At 72.1% G+C, this 12,451-nt stretch carries 10 protein-coding genes and 2 pseudogenes; 4 read left to right on the top strand and 8 right to left on the bottom strand.

Going from position 1 to position 12,451, the window contains the following annotated elements:
- Window positions 1-153 precede the first annotated feature (153 nt).
- The 6 genes from ACE3Q3_RS19605 to ACE3Q3_RS19580 all read right to left on the bottom strand — a co-directional run bounded on the left by ACE3Q3_RS19605 (window position 154) and on the right by ACE3Q3_RS19580 (window position 7,897).
- Window positions 154-1,287: an extracellular solute-binding protein gene (locus tag ACE3Q3_RS19605; protein ID WP_374448929.1), complete on the bottom strand. Its 1,134-nt coding sequence runs from the start codon at window positions 1,285-1,287 to the stop codon at window positions 154-156.
- A gap of 29 nt (window positions 1,288-1,316) precedes the next feature.
- Window positions 1,317-2,426, bottom strand: coding sequence for an ABC transporter ATP-binding protein (locus ACE3Q3_RS19600; protein WP_374448928.1), 1,110 nt, complete (start codon window positions 2,424-2,426; stop codon window positions 1,317-1,319).
- A 116-nt stretch (window positions 2,427-2,542) separates the two neighbouring features.
- Window positions 2,543-3,997, bottom strand: coding sequence for a CHAD domain-containing protein (locus ACE3Q3_RS19595; RefSeq protein WP_374448927.1), 1,455 nt, complete (start codon window positions 3,995-3,997; stop codon window positions 2,543-2,545).
- A gap of 4 nt (window positions 3,998-4,001) precedes the next feature.
- Entirely contained in the window at window positions 4,002-5,402 is a 1,401-nt protein-coding gene (locus ACE3Q3_RS19590; protein ID WP_374448926.1) for an amidase, read from the bottom strand.
- A gap of 31 nt (window positions 5,403-5,433) precedes the next feature.
- Window positions 5,434-6,189 (bottom strand): aldolase, encoded by a 756-nt coding sequence (locus ACE3Q3_RS19585; RefSeq protein ID WP_374448925.1) that lies wholly within the window; start codon window positions 6,187-6,189, stop codon window positions 5,434-5,436.
- 106 nt (window positions 6,190-6,295) lie between these two features.
- On the bottom strand, window positions 6,296-7,897 hold the full coding sequence (locus ACE3Q3_RS19580; RefSeq protein ID WP_374448924.1) for a hypothetical protein: 1,602 nt from the start codon (window positions 7,895-7,897) through the stop codon (window positions 6,296-6,298).
- A 216-nt stretch (window positions 7,898-8,113) separates the two neighbouring features.
- On the opposite strand from ACE3Q3_RS19580, the gene ACE3Q3_RS19575 reads away from it, so the two are divergent.
- Window positions 8,114-9,049 carry a sulfotransferase gene (locus tag ACE3Q3_RS19575; RefSeq protein WP_374448923.1) on the top strand — a complete coding sequence of 312 codons (936 nt, stop codon included), beginning with the start codon at window positions 8,114-8,116 and terminating at the stop codon, window positions 9,047-9,049.
- Here the strand turns inward: ACE3Q3_RS19575 and ACE3Q3_RS19570 are convergent.
- Window positions 9,046-9,906, bottom strand: coding sequence for an urea carboxylase-associated family protein (locus tag ACE3Q3_RS19570; protein WP_374448922.1), 861 nt, complete (start codon window positions 9,904-9,906; stop codon window positions 9,046-9,048). The genes ACE3Q3_RS19575 and ACE3Q3_RS19570 overlap by 4 nt on opposite strands.
- A 170-nt stretch (window positions 9,907-10,076) precedes the next feature.
- On the opposite strand from ACE3Q3_RS19570, the gene ACE3Q3_RS19565 reads away from it, so the two are divergent.
- From ACE3Q3_RS19565 to ACE3Q3_RS19555, 3 genes and pseudogenes are all read left to right on the top strand, one after another.
- A complete protein-coding gene (locus ACE3Q3_RS19565) occupies window positions 10,077-10,469 on the top strand; it encodes a hypothetical protein (protein ID WP_374448921.1) in 393 nt (130 codons plus the stop codon).
- A gap of 168 nt (window positions 10,470-10,637) precedes the next feature.
- A pseudogene (locus ACE3Q3_RS19560) lies at window positions 10,638-11,513 on the top strand (diguanylate cyclase); the annotation flags it as partial.
- 130 nt (window positions 11,514-11,643) lie between these two features.
- Window positions 11,644-12,246, top strand: coding sequence for a GGDEF domain-containing protein (locus ACE3Q3_RS19555; RefSeq protein WP_374448920.1), 603 nt, complete (start codon window positions 11,644-11,646; stop codon window positions 12,244-12,246).
- Between the two features lie 16 nt (window positions 12,247-12,262).
- On the opposite strand, the pseudogene ACE3Q3_RS19550 reads toward ACE3Q3_RS19555, so the two are convergent.
- Window positions 12,263-12,451, bottom strand: a pseudogene (locus ACE3Q3_RS19550) (Tat pathway signal protein); the annotation flags it as partial.

Below are 12,451 nucleotides of genomic sequence, written 5' to 3'. Positions count from 1 at the left end.
ACGCTGATCCACAGCACCTGGACCAGCGGATAGAAATAGAAGGCGGCCATCAGCAGGGCGGCCGGCGCCACCATCAGCCAGTAGGCCGTCCGTTCGTCGACGAGGAAGAACCGGCGCCCCGATGGGGCGCCGGCGGTCGCGGCAGCGGTCACGTCAGGACGAGATCATGTCCAGGAACGCCTGGGTGAGCTGCTCCTGGTTCTGCATCCACCACTCGCCGCCGAACTTGACCTGCTTGGCGAGATTCTCCGGCGAGGAGGGGTTGGCCTTCTGGAACTCGGGCTTGACCAGCGCGCTGGCGGCCGGGTTGGCCGGGCCGTTGCCCATGCGCTCCAGCAGCAGCACCTGGCCCTGCGGCTCCTGCATCGCCCGGATCGCCTGGTGCGCCCATTTCGCGCCGGCCGGCGGGTTCTTCGGCACGATCCAGATGCCGGGCTGGACGATGCCCTGGGCGAAGGTCCACTTCACCCGGCCGCCGGTGTCGCGCTCCAGGATGTTGGCGCGGGTGTGCCACAGGATGCCCATGACGCACTCGCCGGTGCGCATGAGCTGCTGGCTCTCGGCGCCCGAGTTCCAGTAGAGCGAATCCGCCTTGATCGCGGCGATCTTGGCGAGCGCCCGCTTCTGGTCGATCGGGTAGAGCTTGTCGGCAGGCACGCCGTCGGCGAGCAGCGCCGGCTCCAGCATGGCGAGGCCGGTGCGGCGCAGCATGCGCTTGCCCGGGATCTTCTTGGTGTCGAAGAAATCGGCCCAGGTCGGCGTGCCCTGGACCTTGGTCGAATCCCAGGCCAGCACCGTCGAGAAGTAGTAGTTGATGACGCCCCACTTGTAGGCGAACTCGGGGTCGAGCTTGGTCTTGTCGACGATCGTGTAGTCGATCGGCTCGAGGTAGCCGGCCTCGCCCAGCTGGTGGGCCTGGCCGGTGCCGGAATCGATGATGTCCCAGATCACCTTCTTGGCGTCGACCATCGCCTTGATCTTGCCGGTGGTCGGGCCGCTGCCGTCGATCACCAGCTTGACCCCCTCCTTGGCCTCGAACGGCTTGGCGAAGGCGTCGGTGAAGGCGGGCACGGCGTCGCCGCCGAAATTGGCGAGCACCACCTCCTTGGGCTTGGCGGTCTGGGCCATCGCCGCCCGTGCCAGGGCGCCGCTGCCGCCGAGGGCGGCCGGCACGAGGCCGAGGGCGGCCAGCCCCTTCATGAAGGTCCGGCGGTCGATCCGTCCGGCCACCAGCTCGTCGCGCAGGATCTCCGCGCAGTCCTCGGCAAAGGTCTGTTCTTCGCGCATCGTTCTGCTCCCTGTCCGTCTGCTTCGATCTAGTTCGGGGCGCCGCCCGCATCGTCGCGCACGATCACCGACGCGTCGGGATCCCAGCCGAGATGCACCATCTGCCCGGCCGCCGGCGCGATCCGGCAGCGCCAGGCCGGGACCGTCGCCGTCATCCGCCCGACCGTGTCGGTGTCGACGAGGAGCTGGAAATGGGTCCCGGAATAGCTCCACTGGGCGATCCGGCCGGTGACCGAGTTGGCCGTGTCCGGCACGGCATCGGCGACGACCGCGATCTTTTCGGGCCGCAGCGCGATCAGGATCGGCGCCCCCGGCGCCGGCGCCGGGCCGACGAGCGCCTGGCGCATCCGCAGGCCGCCTGCGGCATAGCCCAGCATCCCGTCCTCGCTGCCGACCGCTTGTCCGGCGATGAAGTTCGACTTGCCGAGGAAGTCGGCGACGAACCGCGTCGCCGGCCGCTCGTAGAGATCGTGCGGCCGCCCGAACTGCACGAGCCTGCCCTCGCGCAGGATCGCCACGCGGTCCGACATCGACAGCGCCTCGTCCTGGTCGTGGGTGACGTAGAGGAAGGTGAGGCCGACGCGCTGGTGCAGCGCCTTCAGCTCGAGCTGGAGGTCGGCGCGGAGCTTCTTGTCGAGGGCGCTCAGCGGTTCGTCGAGCAGCAGCAGGTGGGGCGTGAAGACGAGCGCGCGCGCCAGTGCCACGCGTTGCTGCTGCCCGCCCGACAGCTGCCGCGGCAGGCGCCCGGCATAGGGGCCGAGCTGCACCAGGTCGAGGGCCTCGCCGACCTTTCGCTTCACCTCGGCGCCGGCCACCCCCCGCGCCCGCAGCGCGAAGGCCACGTTCTCGAACACCGTCATGTGCGGGAAGAGCGCGTAGCCCTGGAACACCATGCCGAAGTTGCGGCGCTCCGGCGGCAGGCGGGTGATGGCCCGGCCGTCGAGCAGGATCTCGCCCGAGGTCGGCTGCACGAAGCCGGCGATCGCCATCAGGATCGTCGTCTTGCCCGAGCCCGAGGGCCCGAGCAGAGTCACGAACTCGCCGCGCTCGATCTGCAGCGTCACGTCGTCCACCGCGGCCACGGGCCCGTAGCGCTTGATCATGCGATCGACGACGACGGACTGGCGCAGCTCACTCATGTCGGATCGGCATCCCTGCGAGAAATGAAGGCCGGTTCATCAGGGCACCAGGATGTTCCTGGAAACCGGTACCGCGGTCAACCCCGCTGCCCAAGAATGCGGCAGCGCCGGGTCGGCTACCAGAACTTCCGCCGCCGGCGCAGGCGCCGCCATGCCCGAGCGAACCGCTCGCCCTGGGCAACACGCTCCCGTGCCGTCCAGCCGGCGATCGCCGCGGTCGCCGGCGCGTCGAGGCGGAGCCGGCCGGCCAGCGTGTCGGCGACCGCCGCGTCGTTGTATCGGCCGAGACAATCCTGGACCTCCTGCAATGCCCGCACGAAGGGCCTGGTCGCCTCCGGAGGGTAGAGTGCGGCGAACGCGTCGGTGGCGTAGCGCAGCTTCTTCGCCTCGATGCGAAGCGCGTGCCATTCCTCGACGCTCGCCGGTCCGGCCGTGTGGTGGGCGACGAGGCGCCGCCGGCGCCGGCGCAGCGCCCGGCGGGCGTGCCGCATGACCGACCGCCCGGCTTCGCCCGCGAGCGGTGCCTCGTCCGCCTCGAACCACCGCACCAGGTCGAGGAGGGTGCGGGCGAGGAGCGGCGACCAGACGGCGCGGGCGATCTCTCCCCGGGCCGCAGTCCGGGCCGCCGCCACGGCGGCGCTCGCGGGTGAGAGGTCGGCGCCCTCGCCGACCGCGGCGGCGAGCGGGGCCAGGGTCTCGGTCGCGAAGACGTCGAGGTCGCGCGCCTCGGCGAACAGCCGGGCGACCTCGCGCAGGGATGCGGCCAGGGCGTGGCGGGCGTCCTCGTCGAGACAGTCCCGGAAGAGGCCGAGCGCGGCGCGCAGCCGGCGGACGGCGACGCGGAACTGGTGGATCGCCTCCGGTGCCGGATCCGGCGAGGCCGCGATCCGGTCGAGGTTGCCCAGGGCCTGGCGCAGCGCGGCACGCCCGGTGGCGAGGAAGGCGTCGCCCGCGGTCGTCCCGGCGGTGATGCCGGTGACGGCGATACGGACCGTCCCGATATCGGTCCGGGCCAGGTCGTCGGCCGTCGGTCGCAGCGGCAGCCGATCGACCAGGGCCTGCAGCGCCGCGATGGCGCCGGCGGGCGCCTCGAGGACGAGCCGGCGGCGGCGGCGCTCGCCGTCCCGGTCGTGCTGCGCCACCAGTTCGACGGCAAGGCGGCCGGCGTCGTCGGCGAGCGCCGCCGTCCGCCCGGTCGTGACCCGGCGGCCGAAGGCGGCGACGGCATCCGGCAACCTCCGGCGCGAGACGGCGGCGAGCGCTGCCAGCGGCGGCACGGCACCCGGGGCCGGCACGGCATGCGAGGCCGCGCGGACCGGGCCGTCGGCGACGGTCAGTCGGCAGACCGGCCCCGCACGGCCGTTCGGGCCCATGGTCAGGTCGATGCCCGCCGCGGCCAGGGTGCCGTCGGAATCGTCCCAAACGGTGCAGGTTCGGCGGTAGCCGCGCCATTCGCCGCCGGTCAGGCCCGCCTCCGCGACCAGCCGGCAGATGCCGGCCAGCGTCGGCGGCGCGCCGTCGCCGATCGCGAGCACGAGGCGGATCGCGGCCGGTGACGGGCGGGCGGTCATGGCGTCAGTCGCGCGCCAGCGGCGGCGCCACGAAGGGGCTTCCCTCCTCGAAGGCGCGGCTCGCCCGCAGAACCGAGGCTTCGTCGTAGAGCTGGCCGACGATCTGTAGCCCGGCCGGCAGCCCCGCCGAGGTCAGCCCGCAGGGGATGGTCGCGGCCGGCTGGCGGGTCAGGTTGAAGGGGAAGGAGAAGGGGGTCCAGTCGAACCAGCGGGTCATGCCCGAGCCGACGGGGAATTCCTCGCCGGCCTCGAACGCGACCAGCGGCAGGGTCGGGGTCAGCAGCAGACGGTAGGTTTCGTGGAAGCGCTTCATGTGCTGGCCCAGCGCCTCGCGCTCGCCCATGGCCTTCATGTAGTCCATGAGCGTGTAGCGTGCGCCCTCCTCGGCGATCTGGCGCAGACCGGGGTCCATGACCGCCTGCTTCGCCGGCGCGAAGCTGCGCATCAGGTTGGCGGCGCCGGCATACCAGTGGATGCGGAACATCTCCTTGGGGTCGGCGAAGCCGGGGGAGACCTCCTCGACGATCGCGCCCATGGCTTCGAAGCGACGGGCGGCAGCCCGTACCAGGGCGGCGATTTCCGGGTCGACCTTGGCGTAGCCGAGATCGGGGCTGAAGGCGATGCGCCAGCCGGCGACGCCGCCGGCGGTCGCGGTGAAATCGTCCGCCGGCGCCGGCAGGGACTGCCAGTCGCGGCTGTCCGGCCCGGCCATCACCGCCAGCATCAGGGCGGCGTCGTCGACGGTCCGGGTCATCGGGCCGACATGGGACAGCGTGCCGTAGGCGCTCGCCGGATAGGCCGGCACGCGGCCGTAGTTCGCCTTCAGCCCGTAGATGCCGCAGAAGCCGGCGGGCATGCGGATCGATCCGCCGCCGTCGCTCCCCAGCGCGAGGCAGCCCATGCCGGTCGCGACCGCCGTCGCCGCGCCGGAACTGCTGCCACCGGGATTGCGCTCGAGGTTCCAGGGGTTGCGGGTGATGCCGGTGAGCGGGCTGTCGCCGCAGCCCTTCCAGCCGAACTCGGGCGTCGTGGTGCGGCCGAGGAAGATCGCGTTCGCAGCCCTCAGCCGGGCGATCGCCGGCGCGTCGTCGGCGGCGCGCTCGGCCGGGTCCGAGGTCCGCGAACCACGGCCCGTCGGCTTGCCCCTGACCAGCATGAGATCCTTGAGGGAGACCGGCACGCCGTCGAGCCGGCCCTCGGGCGCCCCCTTCGCCCAGCGCGCCTCGGAGGCGCGGGCCTGGTCGAGCGCCTCGTCGGCCCAGACGCCGCAGAAGCCGTTGATCGCCGGGTCGAGCCGCTCGATCTGCGCCAGGACGGCGCGGGTGACCTCGACCGGCGACAGGGTCCGGGCGCGGTAGGCGGCGAGCAGGTCGGTCGCGGACAGGAAGCAGAGATCGGCGGACAAGGGCGGCTCCCGGATTGGCTGGCTGGACGGTTCAGTCCCGATAGTCGGGTTCCTCGCGGTCGAGGATGCGGCGCAGTGCGGCGAAATGGCCGAAGGCGTTGCCGCGCTCGCCGTCGATCTGCCGGGCGGTCCTCAGACAGACCTCGGGCGGGATGATCCGGAGCGGGCGCCCGGTCGCCATGGCGAGGAGTTGCTGGCGACAGGCGCGCTCCAGGTAGTAGAGCGCATCGAACGCCTCCGCCACCGTGGCAGCCGTGACGACGACGCCGTGGTTGGCGAGGAAGGCGACGGGCTTGTCGCCCAGCACCCGGGCGAGCCGGTCGCCCTCGCCCTCGTCGAGGGCCAGGCCCTGGTAGTCGTCGTCGTAGGCGATGCGGTCATGGAACATGAGCGCCGTCTGGTGCGCCATCTCCAGCCGTCCGCCTTCCAGCATCGTGAGCGCGGTGGCGTGCGGCATGTGCGTGTGCAGGACGCAGCCGGCGTTCGGGTGGGCGCGATGGATGCGCCAGTGGATGAAGAAGGCGGTCGGCTCCGGCGGCGCGTCGCCCTCGACGAGCCGGCCGTCGGCATCGACCATGAGCAGGTCGCTCGCCCGCATCTCGGCGAAGTGGCGGCCGTGCGGGTTGATGAGGAAGCGGTCGGTACGGCCCGGCACCAGCAGGCTGAAATGGTTGCAGACCCCCTCGTGCAGGTCGAGGCGCGCCGCCCAGCGAAAGGCGGCCGCGAGATCGGCTCGCGCCGTCTCGACGGCCGAATCCCGGTTGGGCCGGTGGTACTGGTCCTGCATCCGTTCCTCGTGTTCTGCCGGGGGAGGGCTCGGCCGGCATCTTGACGGATGGTCCCCGGCCAAGCCAAGCGCGGCGCGTGCGGGGGCGCCCAGATGTCGCGGTGCCTCAGACGTCGCGGAGTTCGGGCACCCGCTCGCGCACGGCTCGATCCAGTTCCTCCTTGCGATCGAGGAGCGACTGGTACCAGAGCCAGCGCAGCCGGAACCCGTCCTTCTGCATCCGCTGGCTGCGCACGTAGCGGTAGGCGTTGGTGGCGATGCGCTGCCGGAAAGGGCCGTCCTCGACCAGCAGGGTCAGCTTGGCCGCGAACTCCTCCGGGGTGGTGAACAGCATCCCCGTCACCCCGTCCATCACCGTCGGCCCGTAGACGACCGGGCTCGCCAGGACGACGGCGCCACGGGCGGCGGCCTCGACGAAGCTGAGGTCGGACTTGCAGCGGTTGAACTCGGTGTCGGCCAGCGGCAGCAGCACGATGTCCGCCTCGGCCACCATCTCGCGGTGGCGCGCGTGGCTCACCATCGGGTGGAAGTCCTTGCGCGTGGTGCGGAGTTGTGCATGGAAGCGCTCGTCGGTGATGACGGAGACGTGGATCGGGACCCGGCTCTCGCGGATCAGGCGGTTGATGGCGTCCGTCAGCGGCCGCATGGAATCGGCGCGGTTGAGCGAGCCGTAGAAGATGCGCAGCGGGCGGGCGGCGTCCGGTTCCGGGCGCGGCGGGCGCGGCGGCGGCAGCTCCGCGACGTCGTTGCGGAAGACGCCGACATAGGGATTGTGCGGGCGGAGCGCCTGGGCCAGCGGCTCGGTCGAGGTCTGCACCGCGTGCGCGCCCGCGAAGGTGAGATAGTCGTGCCGGGCGATCTCCGGCCAGTAGCTGGGATGGTCGTCGAACTCCATGACGACGACGTACTGGCGCCGGAACAGCTCCCGCAGCAGGTCGATCGCTGCCGGGCGGCGGAGGATCGGGCGCTGGTAGACGAAGATGCCGCGCGGCCGGGTCGGTACCCGGAGCGGCGTCGGATCGTGGTCGAGCCACAGGCGCACGTTGGGAATGCCGGAGAGGAAGCGCAGCGGCCGCGACACCCGCACCTCCGCCATGGCGCCGTTGGCGCCGACCGAGGCGTCGCGCATCCGGGCGAAGACGTAGATCGGCTCCGGCAGGGCGCCGCGCACGATCTCGACGAGGAAACGGCGCGTCGCCAGGCGTGGCGCCTGCATGTCCGGCCGCAGACCCAGCCCGGCCACGGCGTCGGGGTGGCGCTCGGCGAACTGCCGGGCCCCGTCCTCGTCCGCCTCCAGGACCGAGAGGGCGGCGAGGGTGCCGCCGCCGCGCCGCGCGATCTCGATCACCGTCTCCGGGCGATGGCTGCCGGGGGGAATCGGGCGGCCGGCCGCCCGGGCGGCGACGAGTTCGTGGAAGTCGGGCGAGGCGAGGTCGATGATGAGCATGCCGCCGTCGGCCAGCAGTTCCATCGCCCGCTCGATCACCGGCGCCACCGCAGTGTCGTCGGGCAGGTCGCCCTCGATCACGACCGCCCCGGCGCAACCCGGCCGCAGCGACCCGCTCGCGTTCCAGGGCAGCCACACCACGTCGGGATTGATGCGCGCGAACGCCGCCTCGAGCTCCGTCCCGGACCCGGCATGGACGACGAGGGAGGCGTCGGCCGGGATGCGGTCGACGAGCGGCTGCCCGTTGGGAAGTAGGGTCATCGGCGGCGGTCTCGGGAATCGCGCGAAGGAGGGGCGGGAATCCGGCCATGCTCGACGGAACCGGCAGCGCTGTCCATCGTCGCCCGCGGCCGGCCCGTCGACAAGCGGCCCGGGCCGCGGCTAGATATCCGCGGCTGCAACGGTTCGAAGGGTTCCGAGGTTCATGTTCGCTGGTCGCAGGGCCACCCGCGCCTACAGTCGGACGGGCGGTCCGGGATGAGTTTTCCGCCCCTCGTCCTGGTTTCGCAGGCGCACCGATCCGGCGGCAGCCTGATGGCTCAGCTCTTCGACGATCACCCGGAGCTCTACGCCCATCCGTTCGAGATCCATATCGGCCACCCCGACAAGTGGCTGTGGCCCGACCTCGATCTCGCGGCATCGCCCGAGACCTGGTTCGAGCGGCTCTTCGAGCGCAAGCTGGAGCGCTACGTGCAGCACGGCTTCGCCAAGGCGGGCCACAATGTCCATGCGGTGACCGACCGCCGGCGGTTCGACATCGACCTCGGGCGCATGCGCGAGCTCTTCCTGGCCGAGGCGTCGGCGCTCGGAAGGCCCAGCCAGCGGGCCATCCTCGACGCCTATTTCCGGTCCTTCTTCGGCGCCTGGCGAGACTGGCACGCAAGCGGGCGCGAGCGCTGGCTCACGGGCTTCACGCCCTTCACCATCACGGTCGCCAGCAGCGTCGGGCGGCTCGGGCGCGACTATCCCGACGGCCGCATCATCACCCTGGTCCGGGACCCGCGGTCCTGGCGCGTCTCCTGCCGGACCCACGACCGCTTCCTGCACGGCGACCTCGACCGGTCGGTCGGGATCTGGCGCCAGTCTGCGGAATGCTCGCTCGCACTCGCCCGGCACAATCCCGATCGCGTCCTGCTTGCGACCTACGAGCGGCTGGTCACCGAGACCGAGGCGACGATGCGGCGGGTCGCGACGTTCCTCGGCGTGGAGTTCCTGCCGACTCTGCTCCGGCCGACCTTTCTCGGCCGCGAGTTGCGTCCGAACTCGTCCTTCGCGGTCGCGCAGTACGGCATCAACCAGGACGGTGTCGACCGCTCCGACCAGCTGGACGAGGCCGAGCGGACGGCGATCGACCGCGAGGCGATGCCGCTCTACGAGGAGATCGAAGCCTTCGTCGCGGCGCGCTCGCGCTAGAGCCCGTGCGTCCGCGGATAGCCGTTCCGCGGCGGCGAGGCCCAGCCGCAGGGTAGCGCCGGCGGGCGGAAGATCTCGACCAACAGCGGGTGGCAGCGCGCCGCGTCGCTCGAATGCTCGCTCGCGCAGTCGCCGCCGGGGCAGGCGGAGAGCGCGCCCAGCAGGTCGATCTCGGCGAAGAACTCGAGGAAGTCCCCCGGCCGGACCGGGCTCGCCTTCATGAAGTACTGGCCGGTGTCGCGCAGGAATCCGGTGCACATGAAGACGTTGAGCACGTCGTGGACATCGGCTTCCGCCGCCGCCGGCGGACGGTGCGTGTGACCGCCCAGCGCGCGCGCCAGGTTCGAGTGGCAGCAGTGATGGTAGTCGCCGCCGGCCAGGAGGCGGTGCGTGTAGGGGTCGCAGCGGGTGCCGATGACGTCGTGGACGGACCCGCCCCATTCGTCGAAGCCGTACCAGTCGAGCGTGTCCTCGGTGATGGTCGCCATCGGCCGCAGGTGGGGCAGGGAGGACCATAGCCGGTCGCCGGTCGAGAGGTGGGTCCCGTGCAGGGCGCGCGTCTTGCCCGAGAAGAAGCGCTCGCCGAGGTCGTTCGCGTTCCACAGGTTGAGGTCGCCGACCTGGGGGCCATCGACGCAGACGATGCGGAAGAAGTGCCCGGCCGGCACCTCGAAGCAGCGGGCCTCGCGCGGCGGTACGAGGATCGAGCCGACTGCGCTCCAGCCCGTGCGCGCGGCGCGGAGGGCGGCGACGTCCGGCCGCGGAAGGGTGTCGACTGGGTAGCAGACGACCGGTCGGGCGGCCCGCCGGGCCGCGGCGTCGGAGGGGGCTGGGCTTTCGGGGGCATCTGGCTTCATCGTCGGGTCCGCCGGTGGTTCTGCCTCCCGACCTGCGTAGAGCAACCGGGCGGAGTTGGCGAGCGCCGGCGCCGGCGGTGGTGCAATTTCCGGTTGTTGCCGCGGTTCCCTTGTGGTCCGATCGTCCGGTCCGGATCGGCAATCGCGACCGGTCCGGTAGGGAGGGGTGCATGACGACATTCCGCAGTGTTGTTGCCGCCGGCCTGCTGTGTGCGGCGATTGCATCGGCGCCGGCCGAGGTCCGGGCACAGGACCGGCTGGCCCCGACGGGCTTCGACGGCTATCGCGCGCTGGCGATCACGGCGGGCGCCGTGGCCGGCATGGTCGTGGCAGTGGTCATCACCGACGGCCTCATCATCCCGGTCTATGCCTGGGCGACCGGCAGCAGCGGAGCGATGGCCGGTGCCGGCATGGGCGCCGGCTTCGGCGGGGGCGCCGGCATGGCGGGGGAGGGCATGATGCTGGGCGAGGCCGGCGGCTACGGCCTGCTGCGCGGCGGCGCGCGCCTCTTCGGTGCGGTCGCCGGCGGCCTCTTCGGCGACCAGCTCTACGTCGGAAAATAGCGCCGGCAGGGTCGCGGGCGGGCGCCGGAGCGGCGGCTTCGGCGCCCGCCTCGCCCGATCGACCGGGGGAGGCGGGCGCCCGCCGGCCCATCCCCCGGATTGCTGACCACGGATTGCGGACCGCGGCCACTTCCTATTCAACTGCCGGCGTCGAGACGAAGGGGCGAGATGCCGGAGCCGGGTGCCGACCAGATGGCCAGCGTCGAGGACGGGGATGCGGCCTTCGCGCGTCTCCGCGCGGATCTGGCGCGCCGCATCCTGGCGCTGCTCGGCCCGCGGGGGCGGCCCGACGGGGCCGGGGAGACGGCAGCAGCGGACGACGCCTCGGAACTCGACCTCGAACGCCTCCTCCGCCTGCTGCTGCGGCGCTTCCCCGGTGCCCGACTCGCGGTCGCCGTGGCGCCGGACCCTGCGGCCGCCCCGGCGCCGCCGGAGGAGATCCTCTCCGTCTTCCGGCGCACCCTCGACCTCTTGCCGGACGGCGTCCTGCTGATCGGGCCGGAGCGGTCCGTCGTCTATGCCAACCGCGCCTTCGAGCAGCTGTGGAACCTGCCGGCGGACCTCGTGCAGTCGGGCGACGAGGCCGCGATGCTGGGCCACGCGATGGCGCAGCTCGAGGACCCGGCGGCGTTCCGGGCCGAGGTCGAGCGCCTCTACGGCTCCGACGAGCGGACCCAGGATATCGTCCCCTTCAAGGACGGCCGCATCGTCTCCCGGCGCAGCGTGCCCTTCCTGCAGGCCGAGGGCGATCATGGCCGGATCTGGATCTTCACCGACGTCACCGAGGCCTGGCAGGCGCGGCGCGACCCCTTGACCGGCGTCGCCAACCGGCGCGCCTATGCCCGGCGCTTCCCCGACTTCGCGCTGCGGCCCGACGACGGCCTGCTCAAGAGCCTCGCCATCATCGATGTCGACAATTTCAAGGGCTACAACGACCGCTATGGCCACGCCGCGGGAGATGCGGTGCTGATCCGCGTCGCCGACGTCCTTTCCGGCCTGCTCTCCGGCGAGGACGACGAGCTCTTCCGCATCGGCGGCGAAGAGTTCGTCATCATCGGCGCAGCTCGAGGACCCGGCGGCGTTCCGGGCCGAGGTCGAGCGCCTCTACGGCTCCGACGAGCGGACCCAGGATATCGTCCCCTTCAAGGACGGCCGCATCGTCTCCCGGCGCAGCGTGCCCTTCCTGCAGGCCGAGGGCGATCATGGCCGGATCTGGATCTTCACCGACGTCACCGAGGCCTGGCAGGCGCGGCGCGACCCCTTGACCGGCGTCGCCAACCGGCGCGCCTATGCCCGGCGCTTCCCCGACTTCGCGCTGCGGCCCGACGACGGCCTGCTCAAGAGCCTCGCCATCATCGATGTCGACAATTTCAAGGGCTACAACGACCGCTATGGCCACGCCGCGGGAGATGCGGTGCTGATCCGCGTCGCCGACGTCCTTTCCGGCCTGCTCTCCGGCGAGGACGACGAGCTCTTCCGCATCGGCGGCGAAGAGTTCGTCATCATCGGCAAGCACCGCACGGCGGCCGGCGCGGGCGCATTGTTCGAGCGGCTGCGGGCGGCCATCGAGCGGCAGGGGATCGAACATGCCGGCAATCCGGGCGGCGTCGTCACCGCCTCGTTCGGCGTCGTGCTGTTCCGCGGCGCGATGCATCCAGGGCATCTCTTCGACCATGCCGACCAGTGCCTCTATCGCGCCAAGGAGGCGGGCCGCAACCGGGTGACGATCGAGCGCCTCCGCCGGCACGCGGCGGAGACGATCTCGCCGGCGACGTAGCGGCTACCCGGCCGCGCTATCCCAGCACCGCGGCCACCGGGCGCCGGGGCGAGAAGGGCAGGGTCGGCCCGTAGCCGAAGCGCAGGACGATGTCGGGCCGTAGCCCGGGCTCCCCGGCCAGCGTCGCCAGCTCCGGCCGCAGCCGCCGGACCTCGACCGGCTGGTTGACGAAGGCGTGCCGCAGGCCGAGGGCGGTCGCGGCCAG

The organism is Allostella sp. (assembly GCF_041913585.1).
Taxonomy (GTDB): Bacteria; Pseudomonadota; Alphaproteobacteria; order ATCC43930; family Allostellaceae; genus Allostella.
Note: the sequence above shows the minus strand (reverse complement) of the source record. Positions and strands in the feature narration are given on the sequence as shown.

Bases quoted from the DNA above. Each gene is read 5' to 3' on its own strand.
- ACE3Q3_RS19605 (WP_374448929.1), bottom strand. From the start codon at position 1,287: ATGCGCGAAGAACAGACCTTTGCCGAGGACTGCGCGGAGATCCTGCGC.
- ACE3Q3_RS19600 (WP_374448928.1), bottom strand. From the start codon at position 2,426: ATGAGTGAGCTGCGCCAGTCCGTCGTCGTCGATCGCATGATCAAGCGC.
- ACE3Q3_RS19595 (WP_374448927.1), bottom strand. From the start codon at position 3,997: ATGACCGCCCGCCCGTCACCGGCCGCGATCCGCCTCGTGCTCGCGATC.
- ACE3Q3_RS19585 (WP_374448925.1), bottom strand. From the start codon at position 6,189: ATGCAGGACCAGTACCACCGGCCCAACCGGGATTCGGCCGTCGAGACG.
- ACE3Q3_RS19580 (WP_374448924.1), bottom strand. From the start codon at position 7,897: ATGACCCTACTTCCCAACGGGCAGCCGCTCGTCGACCGCATCCCGGCC.
- ACE3Q3_RS19575 (WP_374448923.1), top strand. From the start codon at position 8,114: ATGAGTTTTCCGCCCCTCGTCCTGGTTTCGCAGGCGCACCGATCCGGC.
- ACE3Q3_RS19570 (WP_374448922.1), bottom strand. From the start codon at position 9,906: ATGAAGCCAGATGCCCCCGAAAGCCCAGCCCCCTCCGACGCCGCGGCC.
- ACE3Q3_RS19565 (WP_374448921.1), top strand. From the start codon at position 10,077: ATGACGACATTCCGCAGTGTTGTTGCCGCCGGCCTGCTGTGTGCGGCG.